The 19,363-nt window shown below is 44.9% G+C and carries 15 protein-coding genes; 6 read left to right on the top strand and 9 right to left on the bottom strand.

The window, feature by feature from the left end:
• Positions 1–11: 11 nt before the first annotated feature.
• Positions 12–1,646, bottom strand: coding sequence for an OstA-like protein (locus CLV31_RS10200; protein ID WP_111392783.1), 1,635 nt, complete (start codon positions 1,644–1,646; stop codon positions 12–14).
• A 48-nt stretch (positions 1,647–1,694) separates the two neighbouring features.
• Between CLV31_RS10200 and tilS the strand changes: the two genes are divergently transcribed.
• The 5 genes from tilS to CLV31_RS10175 all read left to right on the top strand — a co-directional run bounded on the left by tilS (position 1,695) and on the right by CLV31_RS10175 (position 9,129).
• Positions 1,695–3,014, top strand: a complete 1,320-nt coding sequence (gene tilS / locus CLV31_RS10195) for a tRNA lysidine(34) synthetase TilS (protein WP_111392782.1) — start codon at positions 1,695–1,697, stop codon at positions 3,012–3,014.
• Positions 3,015–3,017: 3 nt separating this feature from the next.
• Positions 3,018–3,533 carry a Crp/Fnr family transcriptional regulator gene (locus CLV31_RS10190; protein ID WP_111392781.1) on the top strand — a complete coding sequence of 172 codons (516 nt, stop codon included), beginning with the start codon at positions 3,018–3,020 and terminating at the stop codon, positions 3,531–3,533.
• Positions 3,534–3,677: 144 nt separating this feature from the next.
• Entirely contained in the window at positions 3,678–4,613 is a 936-nt protein-coding gene (mdh, locus tag CLV31_RS10185) for a malate dehydrogenase (RefSeq protein WP_111392780.1), read from the top strand.
• A gap of 105 nt (positions 4,614–4,718) precedes the next feature.
• The gene (locus tag CLV31_RS10180) at positions 4,719–7,412 is read left to right on the top strand and encodes a DUF3352 domain-containing protein (RefSeq protein WP_181452605.1); all 2,694 of its coding nucleotides are present in this window, start codon (positions 4,719–4,721) and stop codon (positions 7,410–7,412) included.
• A 61-nt stretch (positions 7,413–7,473) separates the two neighbouring features.
• Positions 7,474–9,129: a mechanosensitive ion channel family protein gene (locus tag CLV31_RS10175; RefSeq protein WP_111392778.1), complete on the top strand. Its 1,656-nt coding sequence runs from the start codon at positions 7,474–7,476 to the stop codon at positions 9,127–9,129.
• On the opposite strand, the gene CLV31_RS10170 is transcribed toward CLV31_RS10175, so the two are convergent.
• Genes CLV31_RS10170 through CLV31_RS10155 form a run of 4 tightly spaced genes read right to left on the bottom strand, consistent with a single transcriptional unit; the run spans position 9,130 to position 15,323 of the window.
• Positions 9,130–10,734 carry a hypothetical protein gene (locus CLV31_RS10170; protein WP_111392777.1) on the bottom strand — a complete coding sequence of 535 codons (1,605 nt, stop codon included), beginning with the start codon at positions 10,732–10,734 and terminating at the stop codon, positions 9,130–9,132. It abuts the gene before it with no gap.
• Positions 10,735–10,741: 7 nt separating this feature from the next.
• Positions 10,742–11,887: a DUF4249 domain-containing protein gene (locus CLV31_RS10165; RefSeq protein ID WP_111392776.1), complete on the bottom strand. Its 1,146-nt coding sequence runs from the start codon at positions 11,885–11,887 to the stop codon at positions 10,742–10,744.
• The gene (locus CLV31_RS10160; protein ID WP_245943376.1) at positions 11,887–14,613 is read right to left on the bottom strand and encodes a TonB-dependent receptor; all 2,727 of its coding nucleotides are present in this window, start codon (positions 14,611–14,613) and stop codon (positions 11,887–11,889) included. The genes CLV31_RS10165 and CLV31_RS10160 overlap by 1 nt, the downstream gene beginning before the upstream one ends.
• Positions 14,614–14,618: 5 nt before the next feature.
• On the bottom strand, positions 14,619–15,323 hold the full coding sequence (locus CLV31_RS10155; RefSeq protein WP_111392775.1) for a hypothetical protein: 705 nt from the start codon (positions 15,321–15,323) through the stop codon (positions 14,619–14,621).
• Between the two features lie 96 nt (positions 15,324–15,419).
• Between CLV31_RS10155 and CLV31_RS10150 the strand changes: the two genes are divergently transcribed.
• Positions 15,420–16,331 (top strand): sugar phosphate isomerase/epimerase family protein, encoded by a 912-nt coding sequence (locus CLV31_RS10150; RefSeq protein ID WP_111392774.1) that lies wholly within the window; start codon positions 15,420–15,422, stop codon positions 16,329–16,331.
• A gap of 431 nt (positions 16,332–16,762) precedes the next feature.
• Here CLV31_RS10150 and cysM read toward each other — a convergent pair whose 3' ends face one another.
• From cysM to CLV31_RS10130, 4 genes are read right to left on the bottom strand one after another with little or no spacing between them, the layout of a single operon-like run.
• The gene (gene cysM, locus CLV31_RS10145) at positions 16,763–17,641 is read right to left on the bottom strand and encodes a cysteine synthase CysM (protein WP_111392773.1); all 879 of its coding nucleotides are present in this window, start codon (positions 17,639–17,641) and stop codon (positions 16,763–16,765) included.
• Entirely contained in the window at positions 17,628–18,473 is an 846-nt protein-coding gene (locus tag CLV31_RS10140; protein ID WP_111392772.1) for a serine O-acetyltransferase, read from the bottom strand. Before CLV31_RS10140 ends, cysM begins: the two co-directional genes overlap by 14 nt.
• 19 nt (positions 18,474–18,492) lie before the next feature.
• Complete coding sequence (locus CLV31_RS10135; RefSeq protein ID WP_111392771.1) at positions 18,493–19,044, bottom strand: hypothetical protein; 552 nt, start codon at positions 19,042–19,044, stop codon at positions 18,493–18,495.
• Complete coding sequence (locus CLV31_RS10130; RefSeq protein WP_111392862.1) at positions 19,025–19,312, bottom strand: FtsB family cell division protein; 288 nt, start codon at positions 19,310–19,312, stop codon at positions 19,025–19,027. The genes CLV31_RS10135 and CLV31_RS10130 overlap by 20 nt, the downstream gene beginning before the upstream one ends.
• Positions 19,313–19,363: the final 51 nt, after the last annotated feature.

The raw sequence follows: 19,363 nt of genomic DNA, 5'->3' as shown, positions 1-19,363 counted from the left end.
ACCAAAATGAGTTACAGATTATTGACTTTAAACTCCTTTTTATTTAATTCTTTTTGAATTTGACCATCCGAAGGCATCTGAAGGGACACGTCGGGATCATCAAAAAGATTTTTGGGTTTAGACTCAATTTCTATCACTTTTCTCCAAGCATCCATGTCTTTTTTGGAGGGCTTCTCCTCAATTCTCCAAGAAAACCCTTCCAAGCGACCTGTTTTGTCATCTATTTTCTGAACAGGTGTAAATTTTCCATCAGGTCTTATTCCGAAATTTGACTTTTTGATGGCACCATCTACAAAAGTCAACTCAATGGTGGCACTCAAAATCCGGTTGACTCCCTGGGTAAGGGTATCCGCTTCCAAGGCAAAATAAAGTGATTCACCATTGCCTTCGATATACAGCTTCTCCATTTGCCCCTCTTTGAAATATCCGGTCATTTTCCTCCCTTTCATTTGATTGAAATTGAGCAGGGTATCGGTCATGATCGCAAAGGCTTTATCTTTCATAAAAACACGATCCAATTTCTCATTGGCAATCAAAAAACTCATGCTGTCCGCTGAGATTTGACTTTTTTGATTCCAAAGAACAGGGTCTCTAAACAGCTGAATAGAGGAATCAGCATAATTATAGTACAGTGAATCTGCCCGGCCTGAGAGATCAGATTTCACCAAGCGGACGGAATGGAACGCTAACAGATATTTGATCGAATCTGCTTCATTGTCATGGGAAATAAGCGTATCGGCAGCCACAAAAAGGGTGTCCGTTTCAAAATACCTTCTGACCAATGCTTTCCCAAATACTTCACTGTATTTGCGCTCCTCCCAATATTTCCCCACATCCCCAAATACCTCGGTATTTCTTTCCTTATTGAGGATCCTCACATCATTTTTGCCCTCATAGTAGCCATTGGGTTCATCATAAAACAGCTCATCGGCTTTTACCCTGGTTTCCTCATTTTCGACAATCCCATCAAAAAATCTAAACTGCTTGCTTTGTGTATTATAGAAACTTCCCTGTTGCGCGTCCAGATTGTATCCCTCTTTGGAAACAATATTGGTCAAACCCTGAGTTTGGGCTGTTTTAGGAATGGTGAGATAGATCAGATCGTTTGATTTGAGGGTGTAATCGGGATTGACCAATTCCACATTTTCCTGAAAAGTAATCCGCTCGTAGTTGACTTCGTAAATCCCGGTTTCACTGGTGAGCACATTGACAGAGTCTACGACTTTTCCCTTATTGAAATAATTGGCAACATTGGTCTCTCTATTGTAATCCAAAAACTCCGTGTAGAGAGTGGTTTGTTGGTTGGTGAAAACTACCTTATTTCTGAGTTTGGCGATTTTGGTATTGCCGTCGTATTCCGCATAGGTACTGGTGGTAGTAATTGGGTCTTCCACGTCTTGGATCCTTACCCTTCCATAAAGCTGTGCTCGATTTTGCTCTCTGAAAAAATGCGCCGAATCACAAAAAATCAGTGAATTTTGGTGTCTCATTCGGACATTGCCCAGTAACCGTTCAATCCCTCTTTCCCCTTTCAGCATTTCGGCATTCAGAATCTCAAGGGTAGAGTTTTCCTGAGCAAAACTACTCGCGACTTTCAAAAATGAAATCAAGAAAAACAAGAGAAGGGTTGAAATTCGAATAGTCATAAATCGGTAGATGTCGGCAAAATTAGCAGAAAAAGCTATTTTTGATCAATGCAGGAAGCCTTTATCTCTCACATCCAAAATCATCAACTGGTGGACACTGACCACCGGTATTTATTGGCCTGCAGTGGAGGTCTGGACAGCATGGCCCTGGCAAATTTACTTTGGAATGCAGGTATTCCCTTTGAAATCGCTCATGTCAATTTTCAACTCAGGGGCCATGAGAGCGACGGCGATCAGACCTTCGTAGAAGCTTGGGCCCAATCCCGGCAAATCCTTTGTCACACCAAAAAGGCAGAAACCACTTCATATGCTGGCTCCAAAGGTATCTCTACCCAAATGGCGGCAAGGGAACTTCGGTATGCTTTCTTTGAGGAAATCCGAAGCAATCAATCCCTTGATGGCATACTGCTGGCCCACCATGAAGATGATCAGATTGAAACGATTTTTCTCAATCTCCTTAGAGGAACCGGAATCGAAGGAATATACGGAATGAGTGAACGAAAAGGTTGGCTGATCCGCCCTTTGTTGGCCTTTTCCAGAGACAGGCTATCCGATTTCATGACCTCAAATGGATACACTTGGAGAGATGACAGCTCCAATCAAAAATCGGAATACAAACGAAACAACCTTCGAATCAACGGACTTCCTGCGATTTACGGCCTTGAGCCTGATGCACGAAAAAATCTATTGAGCAGTTTTGGCCGATTAAAAGACACCGGAAAAGCATTTTCAGGACTTTTTGAGCTTTGGAAGGCCAGCAAAATCAAAGAAATAGAGGGGCATCAGGTTTTAGCTTTTGCAGATCTATTGCCTATGCAAGGCGGGGCCTCCCTTTTGTATTTTTGGCTCAGGTCATACGGTTTCAATCCCGAGCAAACGCAATCCATTTGGGAAAATCTCCAGCAGATCCGTACCGGCTCTATGTTTATGGGGAAAGGTTACCAGCTTTGGTTTGACCGCAAGGAAATGATTCTTTGTCCGGTTCAAGAATCATTTGAAGGTCTGATACTGACCGGAGATGAGGAGGAATTCAATCTCCCTGAAGAGATCTACCAAGTTTTTAGAAGGAAAGGTTCTCATGAGATCGATCCAAATCCTCAGCACGCCCAATTGGACGAGGATCAATTGGAGTTTCCCTTGGAGATCCGAAGCTGGAGAGAAGGGGACAGATTTATTCCACTGGGGATGAAGTCCGAGAAAAAAGTTTCTGATTTTTTGATTGATCTCAAAATATCCATTTCTAAAAAACAACAAATAAAAGTCCTAGTTTCAGGAGGGAAAATTGCCTGGGTCATGGGCTTGAGAATTGCCGATTGGGTCAAAATCACTCCCGCAACCCGAAAAATACTATCCTTCAAAAAACGCTGAGCCATGCGAAACCCTTTTTCCAAAACCTATGAATCCCAAGAGCTGCAGATGTTTGATTTCATGCAGGGGATCAAATTTTTTGAACGGCTCCGCCAAAAAGAATTGGCCCGGTTTCTTCCTGCCATGCATGAGCGAAAGTACAATCGGGATGAGGTAGTCTTTTTCAGCAAAGACCCCAGTCAGGCTCTATACCTGATCCGGAGAGGCCAAATCGACCTGACGATTGATGTCAGGGACAATTTTGAAACAATCATGCAACTCAAGCGGGGAGAAGCTTTTGGCGAAAATTCACTCCTCGAAAATGCCAAACGAACCTATACCGCCTTGGTCACATCTGATGAGGCAGAACTGATTGTCATTCCACACTTTGCCATCCAGGAGATTTTTGACAGCAACCCAAAAATCAAAGCCAAAATGATGACCTCATTGGCGGAGTATTACAATGCCAACAACCAGCGCCTTTTCAGATCCTACCGCGAGTCATTCGGCTTTTTCAGCCTTAGACAAATGTTTGAATAACCTGCTTATCCTCCCCTAGCTTCGTTTGTCAAAAAACAACAATTCAGAACAAACTAATCCTCACACGGTTTCGAATCATAAGCATAGCTTATTAACTTAGCGCCGCTTTTGAAGGCAATTCACATATAAAATCCATAAAAACACATGAGCAAAGTAACCGTAGTTGGTGCAGGTAACGTAGGGGCCACCTGTGCCGATGTTTTAGCTTATCGCGAAATTGCAGAGGAAATCGTATTGGTAGACATCAAAGAAGGCATTGCCGAAGGTAAAGCCCTTGATATTTGGCAAAAGGCTCCCATCAATCAGTATGACAGCCGTACCGTGGGCAGCACCAATGACTACAGCAAAACTGCCAACTCGGATGTGGTCGTCATCACTTCCGGACTTCCCAGAAAACCCGGAATGACTCGTGATGACCTGATTGAAACCAACGCGGGGATTGTAAAGTCAGTAACCGAAAATATTGTCAAATACTCTCCAAACGCCATCATTATTGTGGTTTCCAATCCCCTGGATGTCATGACTTATCAGGCTCATCTGACCTCTGGACTACCAAGAACCAAAGTGATGGGTATGGCCGGGATCTTGGATACAGCCCGATACCGAGCTTTCTTGGCGGAAGAATTGAACGTATCTGGAAAAGAAATCCAAGCCATCCTCATGGGAGGGCATGGAGACACCATGGTACCACTTCCCCGATATACCACCGTAGCAGGGATTCCGGTAACCGAATTGGTAGAAAAAGAGAAACTTGACGCGATCATCGAAAGAACGAAATTTGGAGGCGGGGAACTGGTGAAATTGATGGGCACTTCGGCATGGTATGCTCCCGGATCGGCTGCTGCTCAAATGGTGGAAGCTATCCTGAAAAACCAAAGAAGAGTATTCCCTGTGTGTATCAAACTGGACGGAGAATATGGAATCGATGACTGCTACCTAGGAGTACCGGTGATTCTTGGCAAAAACGGGATTGAAAAAGTGATTGAACTGGATTTGAATGCCGAGGAAAAGGCACTTTTGGAAACTTCCAGAGGACATGTCAAAGAAGTAATGAATGTATTGGATCGATTGGGTAAATAATTCGATTTAATACTAATATCTGACCTAAGATTCTTCCGGTTTTACCGAAGTTTCTTAGGTCTTTTTTTGTATACTCAAATTCAAAATTCACCCTTCCGTATTCAAGTGAAAATCTGGAAAAGTCTTTTGGTCATATTACTGGTTCCTCTTGTGGGTTGGGGGGCTTATGAGTTATACCTTAAGTTCATCTCTTCCAGAAAGATGAATAGCTTGGAATTGATTTCGAGTGACGCGGCTTTCCTTTTCGAAACGAATCAGGCAGACCAAACCTGGAATGAATTGGTCAATCAGCCCGCCTGGGAATTACTTTCTCAATTTCCGGCATTTCAGACTTTTTCTTCTCAGTTGACCACATTGGACAGCCTCATGGGAAGTAATGGGTCTATTTCGAAAATTCTTCGAAAAAAACAGGTCACAGTCAGCTACCATGCCACCGGTGTAGATAATTTCAGCCTTCTTTTCACCGTCAATTTTGGAACTAATTCGCCGGCCGAACTTCTGGAAGAAATGAAGTCAAAAGTCCCGGCCAGGGCAAAATTTCAATCCAGAAGATACAGCGATCAAGAAATACTGGAGTATATCAATCCCTCCAATACCCGACAATGGTCCATCACCATTCTCAACAATGTGTTATTGATCTCCTCGTCCTCTTTTGTCATTGAAGAAGCCATTCGGTTTTACATCAGCGACAACCCCAATCAGCTTTCTGATAAGCTCGGGGACCAGCTCTCCTCTCCCTCTGGATTGGGAAGACTGATTCTTACATCCAAAGGAATCGGTAAACTTCTGAGCGGAGTCAGTTCACAACGGGAGTCACCCGCTATCCAAGAATTCCTGCTTTCAGATCAGGCAGTTGCTTTAAATCTCGAGTTTGAAGAAGACCAACTTGTTTTTAAAGGTCCGATTTCCATGGATCCCTCTCTCAATTTTTTACCTTCTGTGCAGGCCCAATTTCCTGAATTCGAAAAATTGATATCCAACAGAACTCTGTCTCTTTCCCAAATCAATCTCAATGGAATCTATGAAACTCAAAAGCTTCAAAACCCGGCTTTTGCCCCCAAATCCACCATCAGTGGTGAGATTCAGTCCAGATTGATTGATCGAGGGTTTCTGGATTATTTTTCGGGGGAAATGTATTTTCTGGAATTGGAACCTCAGGGGAATCAGATAAAAAACCAAGCGCTTCTGATCAAAACCACTCAACCCGGACAAGTTTGGGCATTTTTGAAAGAATTCCGTAATACTACCGAAACCCTGTCCGGAGATTACTACAGAGAAAATGAAATCCTATTCTTCCCGGAGGAAGAGTTTCCTGCCTATGTTTTCAACGGAAAGTTTATGGGATTTGAGCAAACCCACATCAGTTTGATCGAAGACATCTTGATTTTGACCAATTCGGCACCCGGGATGAAATGGGTGATGGATGATTACTATCAAGGCAATACTTGGAGCCGAAATTCGTCGGATTCGGGTTCTAAGTCGATTTCCCCCTCCTCCGGCTTCAGCAAAACTTTTTTTATCCCTAAAATCTGGAACAGGTGGATTCAAACGAGCAATCCAAACTGGAGCACCTTCCTGCAGAAATTCTCCTCAGAATTTCAGCAATTTTCTTACCTGAGTTTCAGGATTCATCAAATGCCCTCAGGACCGGAAGCATCCTTGCATATCCGATACGGGTCCGAAAAAAAACAGCGTAATACCGAGAAAAAATCTTTCGAACTCGTATCCGGGAAACAATTTTCACTTCCTGCCAAAGTGAGTTATGGCCCTAAGTCTGTTCGAAACTTCAATGATAATTCGGAAGACCTGGTTGTACAGGACGTCAATGATATCCTGTATTTGATCAATTCAGCCGGTGAACAGGTCTTTAGCCAAAAATTATCAGGCCCTATCGTTTCGGATGCATTTCAGATCGATTTCTACAAAAATGGCAAGCTTCAATTGCTGGTAGCGACCGCAGAACAACTTTATGCGATTGACAGACTGGGAAATGCACTGCCGGGCTTCCCGATACGATTACCGGGGGATAAAATTGCCCAACTCAACTTGGTAGATTATGATCAGAGTAGAGAATATCGCTATTTCCTAACCTCTCCAACGGGTAATCTTTGGCTTCTGGACAAAACCGGAAAAGCACTGGATGGGTGGGCTCCATTACGTTTGGGAGAACCCACTCTGGGATCATCATTCCATATCCGGGTGCCCGGAAAAGGCGATTTTATGGTAGCTCAGGGAAAATCAGGCAACGTACATTTCTTTAACCGGAGAGGAGAAAATCAACCTGGCTCTCCATTGAAATTAGGCAAAGATATCACCACGCCAATTCGAGTCACCTATGGGAGTTCTCCTACCCTTACGGCAGTCACCCAAGGAGGCGAGGTCATTGGAGGGTCTTTTTCGGGAGAAATCAATTATCGCAACCAATTGGTCAAAAACAACCGGGACGATCAATTTGATCTGATCGCAGACCAAAAGGCCTTGTCTCTCTTGATTTTAGGTAGACAGTTTAATAAAACTCTGGTCTTGAATGATCAGGAGAAGGTCTTGATGTCTTTGCCGATTTCCGAAAAGGATGCTTGGTTCGGTTATTTTGATTTTGGAAGCTCCCGAAAAATCCTTGCTGTCACCGACCCGGAGCAAGGCTTTGGCTATTTATACGACATGTCGGGCAATCTTTTGACCAATTCCCCTTTGGAAAGCGAAGGTGAAATTCAAATCACCCATCTTGTACGGCAAGGCCAACTCATCATCCGCACTCGGTCCGCAAACAGGATCTTTGAGTATGTTATCCCTGACTGACATTCTTGGCCTACTATCTGGTTTGTCTTAAATTTGCCATATAAATGGACATAACCACCCCATGCTAAAAAAATCCCCAGTCACCCTGATTTTTCTTCTGGCTTTTTCATTCCCGCTTTTTGCGCAGCTCATCCTGGATGAACAAGACTCCAAACCGCTTCCTGAAGGAGTAAATCTAAGTTCTCCTTACCATACTACCCTCAGTTTTTTCATCCATCTGGATCCGGATAATTTCAATCCCAGTCGGGCTGCCAGGACTCTGGACCGAAGGGGAGTGGAAGGTGATCCGGAGACTTTAGCAATCAAGCTTCAGCAAATTTTCGAAGGAAAAGGAATCATCATTCGGACCAGTACCATCCCCAATGAGCCAAATTATCAGGACTCTACCTCCAACTCCGAGCATAAGTACTATTTCGACAAAAACCGGATTCCGGGAATTTACCTGGAGAAAAGAGGAAGTCAGTGGCGATTTTCTGCCTTTTCAGTGAGTCAGATCGATCAGCTTCATGCAGAAACCTATCCTTTTGGCACAGATCAGCTCTTAAACCTGCTTCCCAAAATGGGGACCGAAAATTATTTCGGGCTTCAGGTTTGGCAGATTTTCGGGATGCTGATTTTGATTTTACTGACTTTTTTATCCCATTTGGTTTTCACTTTCCTGGTAGACAAGGTATTGCTCTATCTGATGAATCGAATGGGATACGGGTATATTGGGGAAAATTACCTGCTACCCATTGCCAAAGTCACCAGCTTTTACCTCATTGTTGTCCTCCTCTCCCTGTTGCTTCGTGTCCTCCAATTGCCCGCTGAGATTTGGGCTTGGATCGTACTAGTATTTAACACACTCAAGCCCTTTCTGATCACGGTCATTTTCTACAAAATCGTGGATGTGATCGCCGCCTACTTTGCCAGTCTTGCTGCCAAAACCGCTTCCACCCTGGATGACCAACTGGTTCCTTTGTTACGAAAAACGCTCAAAGCACTTGTCATTCTGATCGGTACGCTGTTTATCCTAAGAGATGGGTTGGATCTGGATATTATTCCATTTCTGACAGGCCTTTCTATCGGAGGTGTAGCCATCGCCTTAGCTGCCCAAGACACCATCAAAAACTTTTTTGGGTCGATCATGATCTTCATTGACAAGCCATTTCAGGTAGGGGATTGGGTGACCTCCGGAGAAATCGACGGTACAGTCGAAGAGGTGGGATTTCGCTCCACAAGAATCCGGACGTTTCGAAATTCACTCATGTATGTCCCCAATGGCAAAATTGCCGATGCAGTGGTGGACAATCACGGATTGAGGCAATACAGAAGATTCTCCACCACCTTGACCATCACCTATGACACTCCTCCGGCACTTATCGAACAGTTCGTACTCGGCCTCAGGGAGATCATCGCTTCTCATCCCAACACCAGAAAAGATCTCTATCATGTCTACTTCAACAATCTGTCCAGCTACAGTCAGGACGTGATGTTTTACCTGTTTTTTGAAGTCCCCACCATCAAGGAAGAACTCCAGGCTCGCCATGAGATTTTGATTCAGGTGGTCAAACTTGCACAGACTCTGGGGGTAAGATTTGCATTCCCTACTCAAACTTTGCACATGGAAACCTTCCCGGAGAAAAAAGGATTGGTCCCGGAACCAATGGATGGACCGGGTTATGAAAATCTCCTAAAGGAATTTTTCAGAAAAGAACTGGGGAAAAAGCTGGATTGATCAAGGGAGAATCTCAAAGTAGGTCCGATTTATTGAGGTCACCCCATTTTTGGTGATCCTTTCCCAAAACACATAAATCCCCGGCAAATCGGGGCCTGAAGTCGAAACCTGATCCTGACCTGTTCCCCAATAAAGCGTGGTTCGCCAATCCGGGAACCGGTCATTTTTTGAAGGGCTGGTAAATTGGTTTTTATCCAACCGGATCAATGGCTGAAGCCCATGATAATCAAAATACCTGGCAGACGGTGCCAGAGGAAACAATCCGAAATTATTGGAATAGCTGGAAAAACTCAGAACACCCGGATACGTGCGGTCATTAAGATAAAATTCCCGATTGAGTACTTCTAGCTTTTGAATCAATTTGGGATTGAAGGCCGACAACAGGTCCGAATCAAAGACAGGCATGGCATCTACCAGCATCAAGGGATTGGCATCGAAGATGCTTTTATTGGCTTCATTCAGCAACCGAAACTCTTTCTTTTTATCCCGAGTACGGACTGCCACACTGGGCACATATTCCCTGACCACCGTCTCCACATTCTCAAAACGGGTATAATCATCCAAGTGGTAGGTATAATCTGCTACAAACCCGGTTACTACTTCCAGAGAATCATTCTCTGACTGTTCTAAATAATAAGCTTGAAGTAAGGAGGCTTTCAGAAGTCCGCTTAGCACTTCCAAATCACGCTCCTCGAGGGACAATTCAGGAAAATCCACCCCATCCTTAAATTTGGTTTTAATCACAGGTGAAATCACCTCCAACCCAGGCATTTCCTGGCCACTTTCCAGTTGAAGAATCAGTCGATCCCAATGCCTTAGCCCTCCGATATCGACTGCCAGGGTTCCGGTTTCATCCACATGATCGGTGTATAAGGCACTCTGAGTCCCATGAACCGAAATAAAATACGTAAGGCTGGAATCCAGATTAGGCACTTTGGCTTTGACAATATGACCGAAAAGCTCCGGCAAAAGGCTTTCCTTTTCCAATTCAGCATACAAGTCAGTGGACGACCACTGCCGTTGCTCTTCCGGTAGGTAGGGGTTGGCAATAGAAATCCCCGCAACATCAGTGGACACCTTATCCGATAGGGAAAAATCGATCCCTGCCCCCTTGCTGAAAGTCTTTTGGACCTGAGGATTGTTTTTGAACCTTTTTTGAGGTGCTTTTGGAGGGATTCGGGGATTGATCACGGTCACAAACTGCTGTGATACTCCTTGATTCAAGTCTAGGTAGGGACTGATTCGAGTGTAGACCCTCAACAGGTAATGATCGGATGGGATCTGGTCAGAAAGTTTCAGAAAATTAACAGCCTCGCCGTTTTCCAAAGGCACTTTGACATGACTGACCGAAACAGCGTTTCGATCCACCAACTCCGCATAAAGTACCTGAGAGGCAGAAGGCTGATTTTGCTGTACCACTCGGGCATCAAACCACAGCTTCTCCCCGGCAAAATAAAGTGTCTTGGGAATATGAAAACTAACCTGTTCTACAGGATAGACGGTGGACTGCCCCAATACCCAACTTCCAAAACCCGAAAGCAATAAAACCGCCAGCGTTAAACTGAGATGTTTTTTGGAAAGAAATGAAGTCAAAATCAAATGCATAGTCTGGTCAATTATCCTCCCAAAATTCAGGCCTTACCGGTGAAGCGTACAGGGTGCAATCCGTGCATCGGCGAGAAGATGGAAAAAAGCCCACAATCGTCGTCCCTACCATCAGTTCTCTTGCCGGAACTATCGATCCATTCCCAAAAACAGTCGTATACTCCGGAATCATCACGGGATTCTCCGCTATCACACAATCATTAAACTGCGGATCAATGTAATTCCATGGGGCCACATCGTTGCGGTTTACGTAAATCCGCTTTTGACGAATCACGCCAAGGCTTACTTGCCCGATGACAGGGGTTTGGTTGTCCAAGCCCTTGATATTTCCTCCAATCAGCGAGGGCAAAGGGCTAAAAATCGATCCGATATCCTCAGTATTCTTTTTCAAAATCTCCCAAAATTGAACATCCTTGGAAGCAATCCCTTTCTGAGAAACCAGTATACTGTATCGCTCCATGATCCGTTCATCTCCAACCGGAATCTCCACTATGGTTCTTTGGAAAACCACCTGATCCTGAAACCGGGAAGACGTCTCCAGTATAATATCCGGACTGGTTTCTGTCTTGAAACAAAGCGAATTTTGCTCCCCTTCGGTTCTAAGTCTCACATCTCTGATTTGGGGATCATAGATCCACGTAGTCCTGATCCGGGGACGATAAATCCAAGTTTCTTCATACGTCCACAAAAAATCATCCGCCTCTGCATTGCCCTGTGTCGACACAAATACCTCTACTCCATCCTCATCTCGGAGATAACCTCCATCGAGAATCTCAGGCGTGACGATGGGTTTTAATTCTTCTGAGGTAAAGCGCTCTCCTGATCTGAGCAAAATTTCCAAGACGTACGTTTGACTCTCATCAATATTTCTTTCAAAAAGATAAATCCCGTCTCCTTTCTCAGTTAAGTCAAATTGTTGCCCGTTTTGGCCACGAAGCATAACTGTCGCACCCAACTCGGGAAGCATGGACGCTTCGGATGAAAGCGGAACTGTACGACTGAGCTTAAGTTCACTTGTTTTACCCTCAGTATCCAGGTATCCTTCTACCACCAAAATCTGAAGTTCAGTAGCCGGAATCTCCGGATCATAAGGAGTCCTGCAACTTCCCAAGAATCCCATTATTCCCAAAAACACTAGCAATACTCTACCCATCAGAATCTAAAGTTATAAGTGATGAAAGGGATAGGCTCTGCAAAAATTGCCAGCTGATAGCCTTGCAATTTGCCCCCTTCGGGCACATAGTAAATAGAATACGCATTGTCCCTCCCCAAGACATTGTATACGCCAAAAGACCAAGAAGCATGCGCGAGCTTTTTGACTTTGTGATTTCCCTCGAGATTGATGGAAAAATCCATCCGGAAGTAATCAGGCACCCGGAAAGAATTCCGGTCCGAGAAAAACACCCGTTCGGCACCTCCATATTCAAACTTGGCGATCGGCAAAGTGACCGGTCTTCCCGTGCTGTATTTGCCTGCCAAAGTCACATTCAGTCTCCGACTGAGTTCATAATTCATGACCAAATTGGCATTGTGCGGCTGATCAAAGTTACTTGGATACCATTCGGAGCGATTGATCTGCTCTTTCCTTTCCGTAGGATCAGTTTGCAGAAGGGAGCGGCTATAGGTATAGGCAATGGAGCCATTCAGCTTTCCCTGCAATTTCCTCAGGTAAAGTTCCGCACCATAGGCTTTCCCTTGGGTGACCAAGACATCCTGTTCGATCCGGTCGTTGAGAACTATTTTTGCTCCAGAGCGGTAATCCAGGAGGTTTTGCATCGTACGATAGTACACTTCAGCAGAAAGCTCATACATGCTCTGTTTCATATTTCTGAAATACCCCAAGGCATACTGAATGCCTCGCTGTGGCTTGAGAAAAGGGTCACTCAGCTTCCAGGTATCTGTCGGTGTGATCACGGAAGAATTACTCAGCAGGTGGATATTCTGCCGCATGGAGTTTACTCCAGCTTTGATCGAAGACCAGTTGGAAAGGGCATACCGGGCAGAAAAACGGAACTCAGGTCCATGATAGGTCTGGACATTATCTCCATTTCCATAGGTAGTTTCCCCGGTGATATTTTCAGGCAAAAAAGCTTCTCCGGGAGCATAAACCGGTAACGTCTGAGGTCCCAAAAACCGGTAAAGATTGTACCTCAATCCACCACTTATGGTCAATTGCTCATTGACTTCATATTCATCTCCCAAGAAAAAAGACCAGTCCATAGCCTTCTCCGAGGCCACTTGATCCGGAATCACAATGCTTTCGGGGCCAAAGGGATTGATTCTCCCGGGATTCAATTGGTAATAAATCCCATGTACTCCATAAGTCAAAATATGGCGGTCGCCCTTTTCCTGGCGAAACTGTGCTTTGAGAAACTGTTGCCGGATATCGAATCGGTATTGATACGAATTGAGCGGATTATCCTCGCCCTGGACCAGAAAGTCGTACCCGTCCTGTCCGGCAGAAAAGGTAGCCTCAATGGCATCATTGAAATAATGAGTCCAGGACACCGCAAAATTTTGATTGGAATAGCTGTAGACCGTGTCTGGATCAAACTGAAATTCATCCTTGCTGAAATAACCTGAAACCCGGATGGCGTCTGTTTCACTAAATCGATGCTCCACAGACCCGTTTAAATCAGCGAAAAATGCCCGACTCGCTCCCAAATCAATCCGGTCTTGCAAAGCGTCCAACAACCAATCCGAATAGGTCAGTCTTGTTCCCAAAATAAAAGTCGTATTGGCACCGATCGGACCATCCAGACTGAGTCTGCTCGTCATCGGTCCGATTCCTCCTGAGCCTCCTATTTTATCTGTTCTTCCTTTCTTAGGAGTCACCTGCAGAACGGAGGAAAGTCTGCCGCCCAAACTGGCTGGAACACCAGCCTTGTATAATTCCACGCCCTGTACCATATCCGAATTGACCGCCGAGAAAAATCCGAAAAGATGGGATGGGTTAAATAAGGTGTTTTGATCTAACAGAATCAGGTTTTGATCTGCGGCACCACCCCGCACATTGAATCCTACACTCGCCTCACCGGCGGTATTGACCCCGGGCATAGTCAAAATTCCTTTGATAATATCCACCTCGCCCATCACAGCGGGGAGTTTGCGCATCTGCTGCACCGAAAGCGATTGAACACCCATTTCAGGCCTAGACACATTGGTCAATGCACCGGATCTCACTACCACCTCATTGAGGGAAAATACTCCCTCGCCGATATTCAAGTCCAGCGTCCCGTCTCCCTGAATATCCAACAGACGCTGCTCGGTATAGCCACCGATATTCTGGACAAGTAGCGTTTTGTATCCTTTGGGGATGGTAATCTCATATTTTCCTCCCTGATCAGTAATAGTCTGTCGCATCGACTCCTTTTCATAGACGATGGCCCCTTGAATGGGCTGATCATTCTCCAGACTTTTGACCACGCCCACGAGTTTGGCTTCAGAACCTGAACCCGGAATCCCGATGACATAGCGCCGATTTCGAACAAATTCATCCTGCCCTACAGAACCCGAAAAACCGGAAGTCGGAGCCTGAAAATAATTGGAAAGAAAATCGACTTGAAATTTTTCCCCTTTGCTGACAAAGACCTCCTTCTCGCCGGAAATGGAATACTTGAGATCTGTTTTTAAAAAAATCACCCCCAACACATCCTCCAACTTATCCTTGCTAGCCTGGAGGTTGACTGTCAATCCGGCCACATCGCTTTCCTTGAAATAAAATCGATAGGGAGTCTCCTTTTCCACTAATTCCACAAATCGTTCAAAAGAGATTCCCGGGAAAAATCCCGTGATCCGATTTTCGGCCTGTCCAAACCCAAGTTGAACAGCGGAAAAGGTAATCAGGAGGAAAATGAAATATTTCTTAAATCTCATCATATACATCAATCCAAGCTGGTACGAGCTACCAGAAAATCCAAAAAGCCCTCTGGTTTTTCCTTGAATCGAAGGTTCTTAGCCTTCAATTCTTTTTTTACTTCTTTTGGCTCCACTCCTAAAATCCTGAAAGCATCAGAAGCTTTTTTCACAGGGTAAAACCTCCCGCTCACTAGTAGAAAATATTCTACTTTATCCTGGTATTCCTCATCAAACCGGGAAAGTTCTCTGATTTCCTTGGTGGTTTTGAAGTGTTTTGCCAAAGCAATTGCGTCTCCTTCACTGATGACTTGATAGATCCCATTACCATGTCGGAAATAGCTCTCATTTCCTGAAAAGTGCCTGAACAACTGCCCGTTGGAAAGGGAAAAACCGTCTATTTTTTCTGGTTTAATCAGGATTTTTTGATTGAAAATCGGATGAAACGTCACCAATTGATCCCGGTAACTGTCATATACCAAAGGAACTTCAGGATAAGAAATCCCATTAATCCGGAGGGTTCCCCGCTCAAATTGTCGGGAATAGTAAAAGGGGTCCCCTTTGATGAGTGCGGAAGGCTCGGCATATTGACCGCCCGTGATGAGCTCTTGGAAATAGGGTATCTGCTCCCGATAGGCCGGGATATACGGTAAATTTTCACCTGCCACCTGTGCTGAAAGTCCGTTACTCAGAAAAAAGAAAGCGGAACTCAGGAAAAATACTATTTTTCGCATCTTGAAAAATACGATTGAAAATTCTTATTGATGCCATTTATTCAAAATATGTATAAACGGATTCATGAAGCTTTTAACGGACAAAATTGATCACCTATGACTTCCAGAAGACAACTCCTCAAGACGTTGGCACTAGCGCCCATTGCCGCGACGGCTGCCAGTGTCCATGCCTCACCTGCTCCAAAAGCATCTTCTCAATTCAAATTCTCGCTCAACACCAGCACCATCAGAGGGCAAAAACTCAGCCTCCCACAAATCATAGAATTGGCCGCAAAGGCCGGTTATGATGGTTTTGAGCCATGGATGATGGAGATAGAGGCCTACCTTAAGGAAGGGAACACCATTTCGTCTTTGAAGAAGCTGGCATCCGACGCGGGATTGGAATTTTTTAACTGCATTGGATTTCCAACCTGGATGGCTCAAGACGAGGAGAAAAGCAAGACGGGATTTGCACAGATGGAGAAGGAAATGGGTATCCTCGCCGAGCTGGGATGCACCCGAGTGGCTGCCCCTGCCATCGGAACCGAGGCCCCACTAGACTTGCTGAAGGCTGGTGAACGCTACAAGAAGCTTTTGGAATTGGGTAGAAAAACCGGCGTCATGCCACAGTTGGAGTTTTGGGGAGCGTTTCCATCCTTTTTCCATCTCGGACAGGCGATGGCAGTAGCCGCTGCGGCAGATGATAAAGATGCCAAAATCCTAGCCGATGTCTACCACCTATTCCGTGGAGGATCCGGTTTTGAAGGAATGAAAATGCTGGACGGTCATGCGATTGACATTTTCCATATGAATGATTTCCCCAGAGAAATCCCAAGAACCGAGCAGCAAGACAAAGATCGTGTCATGCCCGGAGACGGCGGTGCTCCGATGAAAGAACTGGCAGATACCTTGAAGTCCAAAGGAGGACAGATTATCCTCTCCCTCGAGCTATTCAATCCATCTTACTATGCGATGGATGCCGCAGTGGTGGTGAAAGAGGGATTGGAAAAGATGAAAAGGTTTTTTTGAATTTTAGATTTGCGAAGTCCGATTTACGAGGTGTTAATCCTTTCCCTAGTTCACAGTTTAACCTGTGGGCTAGAGAATGGGAAAAACTAAATCAGATTTTTTAAAGATAGAAAATTGGGTGAAAGCCCTTCTCACTTAGAAATCTCTCCAATTGCCTCCAGCCACGATAGTTATTGAGACATTAGGCAATTCAGGCTTTGAAATTCATTCCTTTGAATAGGAATGCGTCTTAAGCCCATTCTATCACGGGATTCCAGGAATCATCGGGCTTTAGCCCAATCGATTGGGAGGAATTTGGCAAATGCCTATTGAAAATCAGATTCCAATTCTTAATTCCTCTTCTCCGATAGTTATCGGGAAAGGCGGCAAATCATCGGGGATCAATTGCAAAAACTTGAGCAAGACTAATTTCCCAATCCTCAAATCCAACATCACCCAAACAAATCAGAGCTCAAATATCGGTCTCCCCGATCACAGGTAATGCAGACGATCAGACCTTCTTCAAGTTCTTTGGATAGTTCGATGGCTGCATGGAGCGCCCCACCGCTACTCATTCCTGCCAGGATACCTTCTTCTTTGGCCATTCTTCGAGTCATCTCAGTAGCCTGCTGCTGACTGACATCGATCACACGATCTACCCGTTCTTTTTCAAAGATTGCCGGCAAAAATTCCGGGGACCAGCGGCGAATGCCCGGAATACTAGACCCGTCTGTAGGCTGAGTGCCGACAATCTGAATTTCCGGATTCATTTCTTTCAAATATCGGGATACTCCCATGATGGTTCCCGTTGTACCCATGGCAGAGACAAAGTGGGTGACTTTACCATCGGTATCTTTCCAGATTTCCGGTCCGGTGGTCTTATAGTGAGCCAAGTAATTGTCCGGATTGCCAAACTGATTGAGCATGTAGTAGCCCTCTTCGTCTCGCATTTGCTCGGCGAGGACTCGGGAATATTCGATGGTCCTGGCGGCGGGAGTCAGGAGGACTTTGGCACCATAGGCTTCCATCGAAAGCACCCGCTCTTTGGTAGAATTATCCGGCATGATCAGGGTCATTTCCAGTCCAAGGACTTTGGCTACCATGGCTAGTGCAATCCCTGTATTTCCGCTGGTGGCCTCCACGAGCTTATCGCCCTTTTGAATATCTCCCCGATCCAAAGCAGCACGAAGCATATGGTAAGCAGCACGGTCTTTGACACTTCCACCGGGATTTTGACCTTCCAACTTACAGTAGATTTTCACTTTGGGATTGGTAGGGATATGCTCCAACTCTACCAAGGGTGTATTTCCAATCAATTCAAAGAGTCGCATCGAAATCATTTTTGAACACATATCGATCGGTCACCAAACCGTCTTCATGATGGATTTGAGTTTGGTAATAAACCTTGGAATTGGAAGGAACTGACTTGGTCAACCAGACATTCCCACCGATTACCGAGTTTTGACCGATCACGGTTTTTCCTCCTAAAATGGTCGCACCGGCATAGATGACCACATGATCTTCAATAGTCGGATGTCTCTTGAGATCTGCATCAGCTTTGTCCACACTGAGTGCTCCCAGCGTCACTCCCTGATAAATTTTGACGTGATTCCCAATAATCGTAGTCTCACCGATTACCACCCCTGTCCCATGATCGATACAGAAATATTGACCAATCGTGGCACCCGGATGAATATCAACCCCTGTCCGACTATGCGCGATCTCAGTGATCATTCTAGGGATCAATTTGATTCCCAACTGATGAAGGAGGTTAGCTATTCTGTAGGCTGAGATGGCATAGAATCCCGGGTAGCTCCGCAAAATTTCGGTTTTGGATTTGGCTGCAGGATCTCCTGCATACATGGCATCTACATCCTGATGAACCCAATCAAAAACTCGCTCCAAGTGGTCAAAGAAATCCTGCGCTAAGGCCTTGCCTTCTCCCTGATGAAGATGTTTGTTTCGTGAAAGGATCGCTCCCAATTGCTCCCTCAAGAGGATCAATCGCGCTGCCACTTCTTCTTCACTTTTTGCTTTTTGCAAAGCATATTCAGGAAAAAGCAACCCGAGCAATTCTTCAAAAAAATGTTGAATCACCTTGGGAGAGGGACAGTCTGAGCACTCTTGGTGTGTCAGAAATATTTTTGAAACAAGGGAGTTCATATCGGTTAAGTTGGAGCTATCAAAGCACAAAACCAACCCGAATTACATAAGGTTCACTGTAATATGAATTACGGTTGTCATGCATCAGGTTGTACAAAAACGTGAAATTGGCTCCACCCCTGGACCCGAAAGGCGCAAAATATCCGGCGCCAACAAAGAAGGCGTCCGTCCAAGTTCGTTGAAAGCGGTCATTGAAAAAATTATAGGCATTCCAGTTGATGGTTTCAAACTCCGTATAGGCAAAAATATTGGGAAGTACATTATATCTCGCAAAGACCCTTCCTCCATAGGAAGAGCCTGAGGCGCCTTGGAATCTGTTGTCATCATAGTATTGATAAGTGGCTCCTAGACCAGAAGAGAATCTGGGAGTAATCATCACGCCGGCCAACGGTGAAATATCAATCAATGTCACTGTCCCAAACTGGAGGCCCAGATTCCCTCCAAAATACATTCGATCCTTGAGGGGAGGGTTATCTTCAGGATCAATATCACGCTGGGCAAATGCCAGGGTGGAGGATAAAATCAAAGTCAAAAACAGGACGGAAAGGCACTTATTTATCGACAACGACATAGAGATCTTCAGTTGGTTTTTTCATCAGATACCGTTCACGGGCAAACTTCTCCAAGAGTTCGGCATTACTCATCAATTCTTCTCTTTCGGCCTTGATCTGGATTCTTTTCTCCTGATAGTATTCCTTTTGATTTTCGAGATCCCAGAGTTTCTGGGTCAGTCGAAAGTGAATAACCAAGCTATTGGAATCGATAAAAATCATCCAAAAAAGAAAAAACAAGGTAGAAAGCACATAAAAATTTCCCGTGTATTTGAAGATTTTCTTCATGATTTGAAATCCAAATTTGAAATGAAGGTACAAAAATGATGCAAAAAAAAG

Origin of the sequence: Algoriphagus aquaeductus (genome assembly GCF_003253485.1) — a bacterium.
Taxonomy (GTDB): Bacteria; Bacteroidota; Bacteroidia; order Cytophagales; family Cyclobacteriaceae; genus Algoriphagus; species Algoriphagus aquaeductus.
Note: the sequence above shows the minus strand (reverse complement) of the source record. Positions and strands in the feature narration are given on the sequence as shown.